Origin of the sequence: Nocardia sp. NPDC058058, from assembly GCF_042885355.1 — a bacterium.
Classification (GTDB): domain Bacteria; phylum Actinomycetota; class Actinomycetes; order Mycobacteriales; family Mycobacteriaceae; genus Nocardia.
In genome coordinates, this window is the sequence record NZ_JBHVSA010000003.1 from 1,473,618 (window position 1) to 1,490,187 (window position 16,570).

Consider the following 16,570-nt stretch of genomic DNA (forward strand, 5'->3'; position numbering starts at 1 on the left):
ACTGCCGATCCTAGGGCAAGTGCTCCGCTCCTCATTCGCTCGTGGCGCTGGCACCGTTTGTGAGGCAAGCGGTTCGACGAAAAGGGAGATGTCATGCGAGAGATCACGGTGGGCGCGGCGCGGGTTCGGTATCGGGTGCTGGGCGCGGGTCGCCCCCTGGTGCTGGTGCACGGTGGCAGCCCGGGCTCGCAGGTGTGGGATGGGGTGGCCGCGACCTTCGCGGAAACCAGAATGGTTGTGCTGCCCGATCTTTCGGGCAGTGACGCGGTGCAGGACGATGGCGGCGCACTGACCGTCGAGCTGCTCGCCGAGCAGGTCGCCGCGGTCATCGCCGATCTGGGGGAGGGACCGGCCGATGTGGTCGGCCATTCCATGGCCGGTGCGGTCGTGGCCGCACTCGCCGCGCAGCGCCCCGAACTGGTCCGCCGTCTGGCGCTGGTCTCGGGCTGGACCGGTCGGGGCGATGAATACCTGCGCCAGGCCCTGTCCCTCTGGCGCGATCTGGCCCGCGATGCCGAGGCTTTCCCGCGCTACACCGCGCTGATCGCCTTCAGTCGCCGCTACCTGGATTCCCTGGCTCCGGTGGTCGCGGCGGCACACGCGACGGGCTACCAGCTCGCGCCGGGCCGGATCCGCCAGATCGATCTGGCCAACCGCCTGGACGTCCGCGATCAGCTGCCCCGGATTCAGGCCCCGACCCTGGTCATCGGATGCTCGGACGACGCACTGATCTCCGCGCGGTACTCACGCGAGGTGGCCGCCGATATCCCCGATGCCACCTACGCGGAAATCGAGAGCGGCCACATCGTGATGGCCGAACAACCGGCCGAGCTGGCCAAGCTCGTCGGCGACTTCCTCGGCTGAGCGACCGCGAACGTGCCGACGCGGGCACCGCTGGAAAGGGCACAACGGCAGGCGAAGAGTCACCGCTGTGGCTGCGGACCGTCATTTCGCCCGCGGACCTTGGGCCCTTATCCGCCAGTGTCCATCGATGCTGGAATTGACCCCTATCCAAGCGGCAGGAGGTGGTCATCGGAGTCGAAATCGCCGGAATACGTTGCCCCCGTTCAAGGCACCCCGATGGATCTTTCCCATTGAACGGGGGCATTCGGCCGCCCACACCAAACCGCGCGCCCGCGCAAGACGAACCTCTGGTGATGCCGTCGCAGCATGCTCTGTTTTCGCAGAGCAGTCCGCGCCGCCGTTCCAACCTGTGCCTGATGACAGCTCACGAGAGGATCGACATTGAGAACACGGCGACTCAGACCCACGGCAATACTGCGTTCGTTATTGGTGATATCGCTGGTAGCGGGCGGTGCGGCCGGTGCGATAACGACCGCGACCGCCGATCCGGAAGGCGCGAGCGTGGTGTCGGTCGAGCAGGTGAACGACCGGCAGCAGACGGTGATGGTGTATTCGCCCGCCATGAGCAGGGCGATTCCGGTGCAGGTCATCCGAGCGGCAGCCGCCGGACGGCCGACGATGTACCTGCTCAACGGCTCCGGCGGCGGGCCGAATCAGAGCGGCTGGGATGCGCAAACCGATGTCGTGAACTTCCTGCGCGGCAAGGACATCAACGTGGTGACGCCGTTCGGCGGCAGCAATTCCTATTACACCGACTGGATCCGCGATGACGCGGTGCTGGGCCATAACCGCTGGCAGAGCTTCCTCAATGAGGAGTTGCCCCCGGTCATCGAGAAGTTTCTGGCCGCCAATGGAAATCGCACACTCGTCGGCGTATCCATGAGCGGCACATCGGTGTTGAATCTAGCGATCGCCAAACCCGGATTCTGGAACAGCGTGGCCTCCTACAGCGGTTGCGCGCAGACTTCGGATCCCATCGGCCACGAATTCGTGCGGATCACGGTGGAGAACTGGGGCGGCGGCCAAAGCGTCGAAAACATGTGGGGCCCTGCCGATAACCCGCTGTGGCGTGCGAACGATCCGTTCGTCAACGCGGAACGCTTGCGCGGCACCGCCGTCTATTTGAGCTCGGGCACCGGAATCCCGGCGGCCCCGCACGACACCCCGGCGGATCGTCGTGTCCTCGAAGGTTTGATCCCACTCCCGGTCCAACTCACCTTCGGCGGCCCGATCGAAGCCGCCATTCATTACTGCACGGTGAATCTCGCGAACCGCCTGCACGAGCTGAATATCCCTGTGACATTTGATGATCGGCCGGTCGGCACCCATTCCTGGGGCTACTGGGAAGACGATCTGAAGCAGTCCTGGCCGTTCCTGGCCGGTACCGTCGGCAGCCCGATCAACTGACGATCCACCAGTCTTCCGCCGGGGTCACCCCTCGTTGCTGCCCGGGATCAGCGCGCCGATCATGGTGGCGAGCAATTGAATTCGGCGCTCGGTGAGTTCCGGGAACGGGCGTACATGGCGGAACAGATGCTCGGCATCGAACATATCGCTGATCATGAAGACGGCGGTCATGAAGTCGGCCGGATCGAGCTCTTCCGGGGGATCGATGACCTTCAGCGCGAGCTGCAGGATGTTCGAGCCGTAGGCGACCAGGGCGGGCTGCAACCCCGCCCTGAGTTGCTCATCGGTGCGCGCCGCGAGCTGCAATTCGTAGATCACGGTATTGGTGCTGTTGCCCGCGATGTCGTATTGCAGCCGCAGCACCGTTTCGATGGTGCGCTCGGATTCCGGGATGGTCTGGAACCGGGCGTCGAAGGCTTCGAGCTGCCGCCGGAACGCGTCCTCCGCCACCGCGATCATGAACTCGGTCGTGGTCTCGAAATGGCGGAACAGCGCGCCGTAGGACATGCCCGCCTCGGTCGCGATCGTTTTGACCGAGGCGCGGACATAACCCTTTTCGGCAATGGTCACCATCGCCGCGTCGATCAGCTTGGCGATGGTGGCCTCGCGCCGTTCGCGCTGTGTGCGGCTGCTCATAGCCGCCGATCCTAGGGTTGCCGTCATAGCGGCCTACTCACCGACCGACCGGTTGCCGTCGCTCGGCAGGCTTACGCGCGGGCTGACCGGTCCGCAGGAACTGTCCTGTGCCCCAGTCCGCTCCGAAGCCGGTGGCGAATTCCCCACCGCGATAGACGGTTACGCCATTGATGACCGTCGCGACCACCGCGGCGTCATTGCGGTTGACCATGCGGGTCAGCCCGAATTCCGGCATCGGATTCTCATGCAGCCCATGCACGGACTGATCGAGCCCGGCCGGATCGATGATCACCAGATCGGCGCGATCACCCTGCCGCAGACGTCCCGCGTCCAGCCCGTACCACTCGGCCAGCTCGCCGGTGAGCCGATGTACCGCGCGCTCCACGCTCATGAACGGTGCGCGCTTACCCTGTGCGGACTTGACGCGTTCGAGCAGCCGCAGGTGATAGTTGTAGAAGGCCATATTGCGCAGGTGCGCGCCCGCGTCGCCGAAGCCCATCTGCACCCCGGAATTGTTGGCCAGCTTGTCCAGGTACTTGGGCCGGTCATTGGCAATCGTGGTGCGCCAGCGCAGTTTCCGCCCGTACTCGACGACCAGGTCCAGGTAGGCGTCGACCGGGTGCAGACCGCGTTCGCGGCCCACCTGACCGATGGTCTTGCCGATCACGCTCTCGTCCGGGCATCCGACGATGGTGGCGTCGAAGAAGTTCCGATGCCAGATGCGCGGGGTGAACTTGTTGTCGTAGTCCTTGCGGAACTGCCGCCGATATTCCTTGTCGCGCAACAGTTCATTGCGCTCGACCTCATCCTTGAGATGCAGCGCCGCCGCACCCGCGCCGAACTCCTCGAACACGACCAGATCGATGCCGTCCGCGTACACGGTGAACGGCACCGGCAGATGCTGCCACCGGAAGTCGGTGCGCGCGAACCGATTCAGCAGCGGCGCGGCATACATCATGAAGTACACGATCGGGGGATAGGCCTTGGAATCTGCCGCCGACAACAGTGAAGTCCGCAGCGCGGGCCGCCGGAACAGCCCCGAGCTCGCGGCGAAGTACTTCCACACATTGGGCCGGAAATTGATGGTCGGCGCACTCTGCAGAATACGGCGACGACGGCGCAGCACCCCGTTGAGCGCCCGAAACTCCTTACCCCGCGCATACGTCGAGGGCAGCGACCGCGACCGATAGATCTCCCCGTCGATCTTGTCGAGCGTATTGCTCATCGACGACATGCCGAGCATGCCCGCATCGATCGCGTCTTCCAAAAGCGTTCGCATACGGTCGATTTCGGCCGCCGACGGTTTCGTATCGCGAGTCACCGCCCGATCCAGACCCAGCACCGCGGTGCGCAGATCCGAATGCCCCAGGAACCCGGCCACATTCGGCCCGAGCGGCAGCCGCTCCACCGCCTCGACATACTCACCCGGCCCGCGCCAGTCCCGATGCTTCTCCAGCACCTCGTGCACGGCGTCGCGCGGCACCGCCTCCACCCGGCTGAAGAAGTCCGCACAATCGGCGTTCGACGCCAAAATCGTTGACAGCGAACAATTCCCGATGAATACCGTCGTCACCCCGTGCCGCACCGATTCCGGCAACCCCGGCTGCGCCAGCACCTCCGCGTCGTAATGGGTATGCACGTCCACGAACCCCGGCAACACCCACTTGCCCGCAGCGTCGATTACCTCGGTATCCGGCCCCGCAGCGAGGGGTTCCTCCGAGACGACCTCCACAATTCCACCGCGAATCCCCAGGTCGCGGTGCTGTGGCGGCGCTCCCGTGCCGTCGAACCAAAGTCCGTTGCGCACAATCGTGTCGAACATGGTGGCATGCCTCCCGGTCGGTGCTTCGATGCTGACGGTAACAAAGATGGTGATCGATCACAATCTTTAGCGGACGGATTCGAGCGCGGGCCCGAATGTCAGGTCATTTGACGACCGCGCCCGCCGGTGCGGGCGCGCCGTGTTCGCGAAACTCGATCAGCTCGGAGGTGTACTGCGCCACGGCCCAGGGATTGGTGAGCGGGGTCCAGTGGCCGACGCCGACCGTCCGTCGCCAGAGCGACGGCACCGCGTTCTCGAGCCCGTTGAAGTAGACCGGGGTGACGAAGGGATCGATCGACGGGCGGATCTGCTGTACGACCGGGACGTCGACATGGTCGTAGGTGGGGTGGAGCAGTCGCTGGAACATGTTGGCGCGGTACAGGTTTGTCTGCGCCGCGCCGTCGCGCCCACTGTAGGCCTCGTGCTGCCCGCCTTCGAGGCCGACATAGGCCTGCATCAACTGCGCGCCGAGCCCAGAGTTCCAGAACGCCTCCGGCAGCGCGGGCAGATAGTTGAACGGCACGTAGCTAGAGGCGAGGGCCTGGTAGTACAGCGCCGGCCACGCGGTGATGTCCCCGAATTCCCGTTGCAGCGAACCCGACAGCAGATCCAGGCTGGGGCCGGAGATGAAGGTGAACGACGAGAACTTCTCCGGGATACGCGCGGCCGACTCCCAGGTCTGGATCGCACCCCAATCATGCGCCAGGACATGCACTTTCACGCCCGGGGCGGTCCGGTCGATCACCGCCTCGAAGTCCTGGGACAGCTTGGGCAGTTCGTAATCGGAGACCGCGTCGGGATGATCGCTGGCCCCCGAACCACGTGGATCGTAGTTCACCACGTGATAGCGATCGGCGAGCAGCGGGATGACCTTGTTCCAGACATCGGAGTTGTCCGGCCACCCGTGAACGAGCACGACCGTCGGCGCTTGGTCGTACGCGGGACCGTACTCCTTGACCGAGATCATCGTCCCGTCGGCGGAAATGACCGAGGACTCGACTGGCCGGTCGAGGGGTTCCGCGGCGGCCGCCGGTACCGGCAACCCCGAAGCGAGGACGGTCAGCAGTCCAGCCGAGACGGCCGCCCGCAGGGATCTGCGGCGCTGATTGCGGGGCATGAAATCTCCTCGGTGAACGTAATCCAGAACTTACCGAGGAGTAAGGTACGGCCTTCCGCGAGCGCGGCCAACCGGACCCGATCGGGCCAATTTGTATGAAGAGTGGTGCGGCCCAGGACTTTCCCGACGTGGTCACGGGCCATTTCGGTGGACTTGCCACCGGCGTGAACCCGGCTACGGCGGGGACCGAAAAGTGACAAACATCAATGTTTTCTGCTCGGGGCATCAAGTCCGGTGCACGCTGCGGGGGAGCGTCGGCGCGGTGTGGAAGCCGCCGTGCGCTCGTCTATCGCGCCGGTGCGTCGAAATGCTCCGCGATGATGGTGCGCGCGAAGGCCAGAAGCCTTCGGCGGGTGAAGATTTCGGGCTCGGAGAGCAGCATCCGTCCGGCTTCCCAGGCGAGGGTGAAGATGACGCGCGCGGTCATCTCGATGTCGGTGCCGGGTGGGGCGGGGGAGTGGCGCAGGTAGTTCTCGAACAGGTCGGTGGCGGCTTTGCGCTGTCTTTCTATGCGGCGGCGGAACTTCGGGGTGGTGCTGTCGACCAGGCTGAAGGCGGCGCGCCAGCGGTCGGGGGCGGCCAGCACCGCGGTGAGGAAGCCGTCGAGGTATTCCAGGATGGCCGCGCCCGGGTCGGCCGATGCCTGGAGTGTGGACAGTAGCGGCTCGAGTTGTGCGAGCGCGGCGGCTGTCTCGCGGTCGAGCGAGGCGCGCAGTAGGGCGTCCGAGTCGGTGAAGATGCCGTAGACGACCGGGCGGGTGACGCCCACCTCGCGGGCCACGGTATCCATCGAGACCTTGTGCACGCCCTGCTCGACGATGATTTTCAGGACGGCGTCCAGGAGTTGGTCGCGGCGTTCCTCGGGGGACATGCGCGGGGCGTACACCCTGCTTCGTCGTGCCGGGGTTCCGGTCACGCTGCCGTCTCCCATCGGTGTCGCCGCCTCTCGTTATGCCCGCTGTCTTGACATCCGGCGGGGTCCGAGCAAATACTACACTCACTGTAGCTACAGAAGCTGTAGCTTTTGAGGAGGTCGCAATGACGCGCCGATACTGCATCATCGGTGCTGGTTACACCGGGTTGGCGGTGGCGAAAGCCTGCGCCGATCTGGGCCTGGACTACGACCATGTCGAGGCCACCGGCGCGGTCGGGGGCAACTGGTCGCACGGGGTGTACGACTCGACGTATCTGATCAGTTCCAAGGGCGTCACCGAGTATCCCGACTATCCGATGCCCGCGGACTATCCGGATTTCCCCAGCGCGGGCCAGATGCGCGACTATCTGCGCGCGTTCGCCGCCGAATTCGGGCTCGACCGGCGCATCGAATTCGACACCCTGGTGACCGACGTTGCGCCGCTTGATGATTCGGGTCTGGCGGGCTGGCGAGTCGAATTCGCGGGTGGTGAGGTGCGTGAGTACGCCGGTGTCATGGTCGCCAACGGGCACTACTGGGACGTCCATATCCCGTCGTATCCGGGCGAATTCACCGGCAAGCAGATTCACTCCAAGAACTACCGGCGTCCTGCCGACCTGGATGGGGCGCGTGTACTGGTGGTCGGGGCCGGGAATTCCGGATGCGATCTGGCAGTGGAGGCCGCGCTCACCTTCGGCAACGCGGAGATCTCACTGCGCCGCAGCTACTGGTTCATCCCGAAATACGTCCTCGGGATTCCGAGCGGCACATTCGACATCGGCTCGGTGCCGGTGCCGAAACTGGTGCAGGAGGCCGTCTTCCGGTCGATCGTCGCGATCGGGATGGGTAGTTTCAAGAGTTTCGGGCTGGACAAGCCACAGCACCGGATCTTCGATCAGGACCTGGTGGTCAACCAGCAACTCCCGTACTTCCTCAAACACGGCCGGATCGCCGTGCGCCCGGAGATCGCGCGTTTCGACGGGCGCACAGTGCATTTCGTCGACGGGACCAGCGGTGAATACGACACCATCGTGTGGGCGACCGGGTTCAAGACCACGTTCCCGTTTCTGCGCGACGGATTGCTCGAATGGGAGGGCGGTCAGCCGCGGCTGATCTCGCATACCTTCGCCCCGGGTCTGGCAAATCTGTACTTCGCCGGTCTGGTCGCGCCGCGCTCGGGAGCGGGCATGCTGCTGATGAACTCGTCACGGTTGCTCGCCGAGGCGGCCCTACTGCAACAGCGTCTGCGCACCCCGCTGGGTGACCTGTACTCCCGCGTATCCAAGCCCTCCGCTGAAATCCTCGCGGGTGGGCCGGATTTGCGCTGGGAGACGCTGCGCGGCAGGTGGCTGGTGCGCACCATGACGCAGCTGTCCACACTGCGCTCGTTGCTGTCGCAACCTCCGCTGACAGACCGCGAGAACGCCAACGATGAAGAGCCGCAGCAGGAATCGATGGAATCGACTCCAGCGCGCAGCCTTCCCGATGCCGTGCTGCGGCCGTTGCTCGCGGTCGCGAATCGCATCGCCTGATATCGAATTCCCTTTCGTGACAAGGAGTACCGCCCATGCCTCCCGAGAACCGCACATCGCGCGCTGTCGCCGTCGGCAGTCCATTGACACTGCCCTGTGGCGTGACCCTGCCCAATCGGCTCGCGAAGGCCGCCATGAGTGAACAACTCGGCGAGATCAACGGCGCGCCGAGTCAGACGCTGACCCGCCTGTACAGCGCGTGGGGTCGCGGCGGGGCGGGCCTGCTCGTCACCGGCAACGTCATGATTGACCGCCGCGCCTATGTCGAACCGCGCAATGTCACCCTCGAGGACGACCGCCACCTCGAGGCCGTAAGCAATTGGGCCCGTGCGGGATCCCGCGCGGGCGCGGCGATGCTGATGCAGATCAACCACCCCGGCCGAGTCGCGGTCGGCCCGCTGAACCGCCGTCCGGTCGGACCGTCGGCGCTGCGCCCGCAGGCGGTGGGGTTCAACCTGCGCAAACCGCGTGCGCTCACCCTCGACGAGATCGCCGATCTGCGTCGGCGTTTCGCACGTACGGCGGAACTCGCTGTGCGGGCGGGCTTCTCCGGTGTGCAGGTCCACGCCGCACACGGTTATCTGCTTTCGCAGTTCCTCTCGCCGATCGCCAATCAGCGCGATGACCGGTATGGCGGGAGCCCGCAGAACCGCCGTCGTCTCCTGCTCGAGGTGGTCGCGGATGTGCGCGGAGCGATCGGATCGGATGCGGTTCTCTCGGTGAAGCTCAACTCGGCCGACTTCCAGCACGGCGGGCTGGAGGAGAGTGAATCCCTCGATGTCGCATTCGCATTGGAACAGGCCGGAATCGACCTGCTCGAGATTTCCGGCGGCAATTACGAGGCTCCGGCAATGACCGGCGTGGTTCAGGACAGCACCCGCGACCGGGAGGCGTACTTCCTGCGCTACGCCCAGCAGCTCCGGACGAGTTCGAGCCTGCCGCTCATGCTCACCGGTGGCATCCGGACCCTGGATTTCATGAACGACGTGCTCGCCGAGGGCGCGGTGGATGTGATCGGCCTGGGGCGGCCATTCGCCGTGCGCCCCGATATCGCGGCCGACCTGCTCGCGGGTACGACCGAGCCGCAGACGCTGCCCCGCGCACCACGTGTCGCGCTGCCCGGTGCCGCGCCGATCAATTCCTATCTCCAACTCGCATGGCACGCAGCTAATTTCCGCAGTATCGCGGCGGGGGAGAAGCAGGTGAGCGGGCCGGGAGCGATCCGCACGCTGCTGGCGGCGGGTACGACCGTCACCGCCCGCGCACTGACCCAATTCTGATTGTCGAGGACCGAGATATGAGCCTGCCCGACCCCACCCCGGAAAATCGTGCCGTTGTCACCGGAGCCTCCTCCGGTATCGGTGCCGCTCTCGCGGAATCGCTTGCCCAGCGCGGATATTCGCTGATACTGATCGCTCGCCGGACGGATCGGCTGCGTGAGTTGGCCGACCAGCTGACATCCCGTCACGGCGTGCAGGTCGAGATCCGCGCGGTCGACCTGTCCGACCGCCGTGAGCGCGCCGACCTGTGCGCCGAACTCTCCGACCGCGATATCGCGGTACTGTGCAACAACGCCGGATTCGCCACCTACGGCGAGCTCGCGCACGCCGACCCGGACCGCGAGCGCCGACAGGTCGAGTTGAATTCCGTTGCGGTGCACGATCTCACCGTTGCGGTACTGCCCGGGATGGTGCGCCGGGCCACCGGCGCGATTCTGATCACCGGATCCACCGCGGGCAATCAGCCCGGCCCGAACAACGCCACCTATGCCGCCAGCAAGGCATTCGCCAACACGCTGGCCGAGTCGCTGCACGGTGAACTCGCGGGCACCGGCGTGCAGTGCACGCTGCTCGCACCCGGTCCGGTGCGCACCGAATACGCCGAGGTGGCCGAGGTCCCGAATCTGGATCGCATGGTGCCCGGTCCGCTGTGGGTGAGTGCGGAACAGGCTGCGGCGCAGGCGATCGCGGGCATGGCCGCCGGTCGCCGCCGGGTGGTGCCCGGAGTGTTCGCGAAGGTGCAGACCATCGGCGGCCAGTACACCCCGCGCGGGCTGGTCGGACCTATCTTGCGCACCGTCTATCGAAAGGTGAAGTGAGATGGCCTGGGAACCCGCCATGCGCACCATCGGCCGTTCGCTCGGCACAGATGTCCGCCGCATGCTGGCACTGGGCGATCCGCGCCGCAGTCTCTACCGCGACGCCCATTACTTCAGTGCCACAGTCGAAGTCGACCCCGATCGCATGAAGCAGTGGCTACCCGCCGGTGTCCAACTCGCCGACCCGGCCCGCGCCGACCTGTTCACCGCCTGCTTCCCGGACAACAACTTCGAATCCCCGGGCTATCACGAAGCCGGGCTCTTCGTGCACATAAAAACCGTGCAGGGCACCGGAATCCATTGCCCCTGGATGATTCTCGACGATGACGTGGCCCTGATCATCGGCCGCGAGCTACTCGGCTACCCGAAGAAACTCGGCGAGATCGACTGGACCGTCACCGATACCGAGATCCGTGCCGCGGCCACCCGCCGCGGGCATAAGCTGCTCACCATGGGCGGACGCCTCGGCGAGGTCATCACCGACCCGCTGCCGATCCTGGCCCGCCCACACCGCAATGTCGTCGGCGTCGCAGGCGTGTTCCCGTCCTGGCTGGTGGGCTTCACACCGCGCGAGAGCGTGGTCGAGGTGCGCCGCATCGAGGACCTCGTCCTCGAAGTCCATGGCTCCGAACGAGATCCACTCGATCAGATGGGCATCGGCCGCGTGATAGCAGCGCGCCTGCACCGCGTCGACCTACTCGGCGTATGGGTGCCCCCCATCCCGATCCGCCCCCTCACCCCGCTGTTCACCGCCAGTCGCATGCGCCCCCGCGTCCTCTGAGCTTCGCCAACCACCGCGCCGCTCCGGCACGGCTGACCTCCCCGGGAGGCATCATGTCCGCCACGACCCCCGCACCCGGCACCGGCTTCTTCGCGCAACTGCTGGACCCGGCGCAACGAGTCGATCCCTACCCGCTCTACGCTCGCATCCGCGAACAAGGACCCGTGCGGCTCGGCGATTTGCCGGTCGCGGTGCTGTCCACGCATCGCGACTGCGCGACGATACTGCGGCATAAGTCGGCTGTCGTCGAACGCCACCACGCCTCGATTCCCTTGGGGCCCACGCCGGTTCACGATCTCGCCGGTCCGTCGGCCGATGAGCTGTCCGGGACCGCGTCGATGCTGTTCCGCGACGCACCCGACCACACCCGCCTGCGACGACTGGTGGCCAAGGCCTTCACCCCTGCCGTGGTGCGCGGGCTCGAACCCCGCATCACCGAGATCGCGGACGCCGCGCTGGACCGCGCCACCGAGCGCGGCAACATCGACCTCGTCGAGGACCTGGCCTATCCATTACCCATCACGGTGATCTGTGAGCTGCTCGGCGTTCCCTTGGAAGACGAACCCCGGTTGCGCCGCTGGTCGATGCTGCTGGCGCGCGCCCTGGACCCGGTCTCCGCCACGGGCACCGGCCGCCCCGATCCCGCCGATATGGTCACCGCGAACAACGAATTGCACGACTACTTCGAACAACTCGTGCGTGTTCGCCGCACCTGTCCGGGCGATGACCTGCTCTCGGCCCTGATCGTCGCCGAAGAATCCGGTGACGCGCTCACCCGCGACGAAGTCATCAGTACCTGCGCACTGCTGCTCATCGCGGGTCACGAGACAACCGTCAACCTGATCGCCAACACCGCCCTGACCCTCCTGCGCCCCGGACACCGGCATCATCTATCCATTCTTCGCACCGCCCCGGCATTTTCGGCATCGGTGATCGAGGAGAGCCTGCGCTACGACCCGCCGGTACAGCTGGTCCCGCGCATCGCACGCGAACCCATCGAACTCCCCGGCATCGACATAGCGGCGGGCGACCTCGTCGTCCTGCTGCTGGCCGCGGCCAACCGCGACCCAGCCGTCTTCGCGGACCCGGACCGCTTCGACCCCGCCCGCGACAACCGTCACCTGGCTTTCGGCCTCGGACAACACTTCTGCCTCGGCGCCCCGCTCGCCCGCCTCGAAGCCTCCGTAGCCCTCACCCGCTTCGCCCACCGCGTCCACGACCCCCACCTGGCCTGCGATCCGCCACCGTATAGAGAACACGTCACCCTGCGCGGCCCGGCGAAACTGCCCGTGAACTTCGCGTCGATCCGCACGCCTGGGTGAGATTGCCGTCGGCTGACCGCGTCGGCGGAGCAAGGAATCAACCCGCTCGGGCCCCCGACTCATCGGGCCGCACCGGATGCAGCTATGGCATCGGCCTCCGTGGACTCGACTGCCTCTGGGGCACTGGGGGTTTCGGTGGGAACACCTCGCACGAACATCGCGAAAACGATTCCGATCAACGCCATCGCAGCGGTCACCAGGAACGCATCGTGATAGGCCGAGATAGCCGCGGTGTGCTTGGCCACCGCGTCGGCGTTGTCTGCCAGTGCGCCCAGACGCGCGCTCAATCGAATGCTCAGCAGGCTCGCCAAGGCCGCGACGCCCGCCGCCGAGGCGATCTGACGGGTGGTGCTGAACACCGCCGAGGCCCGTGCGGTCGCCTCGCTGGTGATCGTCGCGAAGGTCACCGCCTGCATGGGCACCATCACCAGCCCCATGGCGGCGCCGGAGACGAGCATGATGCCCCGAATCAGCCAGAGCGAGGTATCCGCATCCACCGCAAGGAAACCCAGGTTCGCCAGCGCGGATATGAGCAGTCCGCTCACCAGCATGACGCGAGGTCCGACCGCGGTGTAGAGCTTGCTCGCCAGCGGCATCGCCAGCACCATGCCGACCGCCTGGCATGCGGTGACCAGACCCGATTGCGTCGCGGTCAACCCGAGTTCCTGCTGTAGCAGCAGCGGAGTCATGAAGAGCACGCCCATCATCGCCCCGACCGATGCCAGCGTAATGAGGTTGCCGAGCCGGAACAGGCGATCGCGGAGCAGTCGCAGGTCCAGCAGCGGTGCACGCTTTCGTAGCTCGACAAGGACCAGCGCTCCGGCGGCTATCGCGCCGCCGATTATCGCCGCCAACGTGATCGGATCGGTCCAGCCCGCGGTCGGCCCGCGGTCGAGGCCGAACAGCAGCCCGGCCAACGCGGTTCCGGCGAGCGCGAATCCGGTGGTATCGAATGATCCCGGTCGCACGTCCTGATCGTCATCGCGCAGGGCGAATACGACGAACGCCAGCGCGACGATACCCACGGGCAGATTGAGAAAGAAGATCCACCGCCATGAGACCGCGTCGACCAGCCAGCCGCCGATCACCGGACCCAGGGCCGGGGCCACCGCTGCCGGAATGGCTAGTACCGCAGAGGCTTTCGCGCGCTCGCCGACCGGGAAGGCCCGGAACAGCATGGCCGTGCCGACGGGGGTGAGCATGCCGCCGCCCACGCCCTGTAGGAACCGCGCCGCGGTGAGCATCTCGAGTGAGGTGGACAGGCCCGCGATCAGTGAGGCCGCGGTGAACACCGCCACCGCGAACCCGAAGGTGCGCCGGGCGCCGAATCTGTCGGCGACCCATCCCGAAGCCGGGATGAAGATCGCCAGGCTGACCAGATATCCGGTTACCGGCCACTGCAACATTCCGGCATCCGCGTTGAATTCTCGCCCCAGCGTCGGCAGTGCCGTGTTCAGCACCGTCATATCGAGCAGTTCCATGAACAGACCGAATACGAATGCCGTGGCCACGAGCCACTTATACGGAATGCGCTTGATCATGGTTCCTCGGTTCGGGTTGGAGGAAGGAGCATCGCTGTACGATACGATATCGTACAGTTAAGCGATGCGCTACCGTCCGGCAAGGAAGAGTCACCAAGCCCGCCGGTCATGCTTGGATAAGAAGGCAACCGTTTCGCAGGAAAGGACCGCCGGTACATGTCCGCACCCGAACCCGCCCTGCGGCGCAGTCGGATGACCCCCGAGCGCATCGGCGAGCTGTACGACGCCGTGCTGGAACTACTCGCGGAAGTCGGCTACGAGGCCCTCACGATCGATGCCGTCGCCGCCCGCGCCCGCACCAGCAAGATGACCCTGTACCGCCAGTGGAGCGGTAAGCCGGAACTGGTGGCAAGCGCCCTGCGTCATATCGGCCCCGTCCCGGGCGCCGAATTCGACACCGGCAGCCTGCGCGGCGACCTGATCGCCCTGGCCGCTCGCGGCGCCGGAGATCAACGTGACGAAGCCGTCTTTCGCGGTATGAACGAGGCCGCCAGCCGAGAACCACTGCTACACCAGGTCTTACGTGAACTGATCTTCGAGCCGACCGTGCACGCCTTCCGGGCCGCAACCGACCGGGCGATCGACCGAGGAGAACTGGCCCCGGACAACCCGGCTATCGACTTCACCACGCACATGGTCGTGGGAGCGGTCATCGCCTACGCCACCATCGAAAACCACCAGCCGGACCGGGCTTTCATCGAGCGCTACATCGACGGGGCGGTACTACCGGCATTGGGCGTGCACTGAGAGTCGGTGCGCGTCCACGAGTGGGGCTCGCGGTCGACTGCGATCACCCGCGAGCGGGCACGATGGGGTTGCCGCGAGATGGGCCGGGTGCCGGTGGAATCAACGCTGCCGCAGGAGGATTGGTACTGGGCTTGTTCGGTGGCGGGGTCGGCGGCATGGGTAGTGGTGCGGGCGCGTTCGCCGGAGGAGCCACCGGTCGGGGTGGCGTGGGCTGGGATTCGCACGGAGTGCCCGCATCGACCGGGCGGCACGTCGGTGGCGCGACGATCGGCTCCGCATGCGCCGCGCTCGGCAGGCAGAATGCTGCCAACGATGCGATGGCGGCTGTTATCGCCGCCAGATGGGGTGCGCGCATGGCGTTCACAGCTGGATCGGATCGCCGTAGACGGCAACCGAGCTGTCCGCGGTGCGGGTGGAGATGTTGGCGATCACGTACGAGCGCAAGCTGACCGGGCCGAGACACCCGTCGATCTTGATCTGCACCGCACTCGTCTCGATCGAACCATGCGCTCCGGCAAGAGCTTTGGTGCCGAACGGGATCGAGGTGATGGTGCCCGGCTTCAGCGTCGTGGAGATGCTCGGCAGCACCATCGCGCTGCCTCCGACGTTCAGCCCCGGCACCGGCGCGACCGACACCCCGACATTCGGGCCCATCATCATCGAGGACCCCAGCGAGAGCCCATTGCCGACATCGATCTGGCAGCCGACCTGATAGCCGACGGTGAGACTGCCGGAGTCCACCGCCACCAGTCCCGCCCCCTCGATATCGACGATGGCTTTGACCGTCACGAAACCCTCTCGGGTGAAAGGGGATCCGGCGAGATTCGGTACCCGATCGAGTGTTTCGCCCGCTTTGGTAACCCGCAGCTCCCACCCGTCCTCGGTGGTCACCACCCGCGCTCGATTCGGCACCTCATCGGCCGCGGCAGTGGCGGACGCTCCGGCCCAGAGCACGGCAATGGCAAGCGGGACAATCGAATACGGCGTCGCGCGTTCGATTAGAGGGTGGCGCGAGGCCAGCGGGTCCATGTTCGTCCGATCGGCAAGCTACAAGATCAAGTTCGCCGAGGCTAACAGTGCATACGCAATGAACGGTGTCGACTCCTTCCCAGTGCCGGGAAGTGCGATCCCGGCGGTTTCGGCCACCGCCTGACCCTAATGAGATGTGTGCGGGCATACGACCGAATATCCGCGTCCGCGCATCGGGCTGCGCCGAAGCGGCGCGGGGGAGCGGTGTGCGGGTTGGCCGGGAACGGTGTTCTACCTGCGATTTTCGGGGCGCGGAAGTTTGTCGGTGGGTCGTCGTAAGGTCATTTTCATGAGCATTTCGAGGTGCCGGCGCGCGGGGCCGGATGAATTCGGTTGCGTTAACGGTGGTTCGGATTGCACTGTGTTCGTCGTAGGTCATGAAGGAGCAGGGCCATGGGGAGTGGCCCTCCGGGGGAAGGAACAAACGCTATGAGCCACAACATGATTCGCGGCGGACGCCGAGGTCCGCGGTTCGCGAAGAGCACGTTCAGCTACAACGGTGACTGCGTCGAGGTCGCCTACCACGAGGGCCGCATCGCGGTTCGTGATTCCAAGGATCGGCACAGCCCGACGCTATGGTTCACGAAATCCGAATGGCGAGCATTCACCTCGGGTGTGCGCGCCGGCGAATTCGATTTCGCCGACTGATCAGCCCGGTGGTGGGGGGGCGCCCAACCATCGGAAACACCCCCCCCCCCCCCCCAAAACACACCCCCCCCCCCCGGCGCGGGGAAAAGAGAGATAGGGATGGGGTAGGGGTG

The 16,570-nt window shown here is 65.9% G+C and carries 15 protein-coding genes; 9 read left to right on the forward strand and 6 right to left on the reverse strand.

Annotated elements, in window-relative coordinates:
- Positions 1 to 93: 93 nt before the first annotated feature.
- Together ACFVUS_RS30655 and ACFVUS_RS30660 are read left to right on the forward strand one after the other, a co-directional pair.
- Positions 94 to 864, forward strand: a complete 771-nt coding sequence (locus tag ACFVUS_RS30655; protein ID WP_387774206.1) for an alpha/beta fold hydrolase — start codon at positions 94 to 96, stop codon at positions 862 to 864.
- Between the two features lie 429 nt (positions 865 to 1,293).
- On the forward strand, positions 1,294 to 2,271 hold the full coding sequence (locus ACFVUS_RS30660) for an alpha/beta hydrolase (protein WP_387774209.1): 978 nt from the start codon (positions 1,294 to 1,296) through the stop codon (positions 2,269 to 2,271).
- Positions 2,272 to 2,295: 24 nt separating this feature from the next.
- On the opposite strand, the gene ACFVUS_RS30665 is transcribed toward ACFVUS_RS30660, so the two are convergent.
- The 4 genes from ACFVUS_RS30665 to ACFVUS_RS30680 form a co-directional block, all read right to left on the reverse strand.
- On the reverse strand, positions 2,296 to 2,907 hold the full coding sequence (locus tag ACFVUS_RS30665; protein WP_387774212.1) for a TetR/AcrR family transcriptional regulator: 612 nt from the start codon (positions 2,905 to 2,907) through the stop codon (positions 2,296 to 2,298).
- A 37-nt stretch (positions 2,908 to 2,944) separates the two neighbouring features.
- Complete coding sequence (locus ACFVUS_RS30670) at positions 2,945 to 4,729, reverse strand: amidohydrolase family protein (protein ID WP_387774215.1); 1,785 nt, start codon at positions 4,727 to 4,729, stop codon at positions 2,945 to 2,947.
- Between the two features lie 103 nt (positions 4,730 to 4,832).
- On the reverse strand, positions 4,833 to 5,846 hold the full coding sequence (locus tag ACFVUS_RS30675) for an alpha/beta fold hydrolase (RefSeq protein ID WP_387774218.1): 1,014 nt from the start codon (positions 5,844 to 5,846) through the stop codon (positions 4,833 to 4,835).
- A 286-nt stretch (positions 5,847 to 6,132) separates the two neighbouring features.
- The gene (locus ACFVUS_RS30680; RefSeq protein WP_387774221.1) at positions 6,133 to 6,762 is read right to left on the reverse strand and encodes a TetR/AcrR family transcriptional regulator; all 630 of its coding nucleotides are present in this window, start codon (positions 6,760 to 6,762) and stop codon (positions 6,133 to 6,135) included.
- A 122-nt stretch (positions 6,763 to 6,884) separates the two neighbouring features.
- Between ACFVUS_RS30680 and ACFVUS_RS30685 the strand changes: the two genes are divergently transcribed.
- The 5 genes from ACFVUS_RS30685 to ACFVUS_RS30705 are packed head-to-tail and all read left to right on the forward strand — an operon-like array spanning position 6,885 to position 12,492.
- Entirely contained in the window at positions 6,885 to 8,291 is a 1,407-nt protein-coding gene (locus tag ACFVUS_RS30685) for a flavin-containing monooxygenase (protein ID WP_387774224.1), read from the forward strand.
- A 35-nt stretch (positions 8,292 to 8,326) separates the two neighbouring features.
- Positions 8,327 to 9,571 carry an NADH:flavin oxidoreductase/NADH oxidase family protein gene (locus ACFVUS_RS30690; RefSeq protein ID WP_387774227.1) on the forward strand — a complete coding sequence of 415 codons (1,245 nt, stop codon included), beginning with the start codon at positions 8,327 to 8,329 and terminating at the stop codon, positions 9,569 to 9,571.
- 17 nt (positions 9,572 to 9,588) lie between these two features.
- Complete coding sequence (locus ACFVUS_RS30695; RefSeq protein WP_387774230.1) at positions 9,589 to 10,389, forward strand: SDR family NAD(P)-dependent oxidoreductase; 801 nt, start codon at positions 9,589 to 9,591, stop codon at positions 10,387 to 10,389.
- 1 nt (position 10,390) lies between these two features.
- A complete protein-coding gene (locus tag ACFVUS_RS30700) occupies positions 10,391 to 11,170 on the forward strand; it encodes an acetoacetate decarboxylase family protein (RefSeq protein WP_387774233.1) in 780 nt (259 codons plus the stop codon).
- Between the two features lie 53 nt (positions 11,171 to 11,223).
- Entirely contained in the window at positions 11,224 to 12,492 is a 1,269-nt protein-coding gene (locus tag ACFVUS_RS30705; RefSeq protein ID WP_387774236.1) for a cytochrome P450, read from the forward strand.
- A gap of 59 nt (positions 12,493 to 12,551) precedes the next feature.
- Here ACFVUS_RS30705 and ACFVUS_RS30710 read toward each other — a convergent pair whose 3' ends face one another.
- Positions 12,552 to 14,033 carry an MDR family MFS transporter gene (locus ACFVUS_RS30710; RefSeq protein ID WP_387774239.1) on the reverse strand — a complete coding sequence of 494 codons (1,482 nt, stop codon included), beginning with the start codon at positions 14,031 to 14,033 and terminating at the stop codon, positions 12,552 to 12,554.
- A gap of 156 nt (positions 14,034 to 14,189) precedes the next feature.
- Between ACFVUS_RS30710 and ACFVUS_RS30715 the strand changes: the two genes are divergently transcribed.
- On the forward strand, positions 14,190 to 14,780 hold the full coding sequence (locus tag ACFVUS_RS30715) for a TetR/AcrR family transcriptional regulator (protein WP_387774242.1): 591 nt from the start codon (positions 14,190 to 14,192) through the stop codon (positions 14,778 to 14,780).
- 360 nt (positions 14,781 to 15,140) lie between these two features.
- Here ACFVUS_RS30715 and ACFVUS_RS30720 read toward each other — a convergent pair whose 3' ends face one another.
- The gene (locus ACFVUS_RS30720) at positions 15,141 to 15,809 is read right to left on the reverse strand and encodes an MspA family porin (RefSeq protein ID WP_387774245.1); all 669 of its coding nucleotides are present in this window, start codon (positions 15,807 to 15,809) and stop codon (positions 15,141 to 15,143) included.
- Positions 15,810 to 16,238: 429 nt separating this feature from the next.
- Here ACFVUS_RS30720 and ACFVUS_RS30725 point away from each other — a divergent pair, with 429 nt between their 5' ends.
- On the forward strand, positions 16,239 to 16,457 hold the full coding sequence (locus ACFVUS_RS30725) for a DUF397 domain-containing protein (RefSeq protein ID WP_387774248.1): 219 nt from the start codon (positions 16,239 to 16,241) through the stop codon (positions 16,455 to 16,457).
- Positions 16,458 to 16,570 lie beyond the last annotated feature (113 nt).

Bases quoted from the DNA above. Each gene is read 5' to 3' on its own strand.
- ACFVUS_RS30655 (WP_387774206.1), top strand. From the start codon at position 94: ATGCGAGAGATCACGGTGGGCGCGGCGCGGGTTCGGTATCGGGTGCTG.
- ACFVUS_RS30695 (WP_387774230.1), top strand. From the start codon at position 9,589: ATGAGCCTGCCCGACCCCACCCCGGAAAATCGTGCCGTTGTCACCGGA.
- ACFVUS_RS30675 (WP_387774218.1), bottom strand. From the start codon at position 5,846: ATGCCCCGCAATCAGCGCCGCAGATCCCTGCGGGCGGCCGTCTCGGCT.
- ACFVUS_RS30705 (WP_387774236.1), top strand. From the start codon at position 11,224: ATGTCCGCCACGACCCCCGCACCCGGCACCGGCTTCTTCGCGCAACTG.
- ACFVUS_RS30665 (WP_387774212.1), bottom strand. From the start codon at position 2,907: ATGAGCAGCCGCACACAGCGCGAACGGCGCGAGGCCACCATCGCCAAG.
- ACFVUS_RS30720 (WP_387774245.1), bottom strand. From the start codon at position 15,809: ATGGACCCGCTGGCCTCGCGCCACCCTCTAATCGAACGCGCGACGCCG.
- ACFVUS_RS30685 (WP_387774224.1), top strand. From the start codon at position 6,885: ATGACGCGCCGATACTGCATCATCGGTGCTGGTTACACCGGGTTGGCG.
- ACFVUS_RS30715 (WP_387774242.1), top strand. From the start codon at position 14,190: ATGTCCGCACCCGAACCCGCCCTGCGGCGCAGTCGGATGACCCCCGAG.
- ACFVUS_RS30710 (WP_387774239.1), bottom strand. From the start codon at position 14,033: ATGATCAAGCGCATTCCGTATAAGTGGCTCGTGGCCACGGCATTCGTA.
- ACFVUS_RS30670 (WP_387774215.1), bottom strand. From the start codon at position 4,729: ATGTTCGACACGATTGTGCGCAACGGACTTTGGTTCGACGGCACGGGA.
- ACFVUS_RS30725 (WP_387774248.1), top strand. From the start codon at position 16,239: ATGAGCCACAACATGATTCGCGGCGGACGCCGAGGTCCGCGGTTCGCG.
- ACFVUS_RS30690 (WP_387774227.1), top strand. From the start codon at position 8,327: ATGCCTCCCGAGAACCGCACATCGCGCGCTGTCGCCGTCGGCAGTCCA.
- ACFVUS_RS30700 (WP_387774233.1), top strand. From the start codon at position 10,391: ATGGCCTGGGAACCCGCCATGCGCACCATCGGCCGTTCGCTCGGCACA.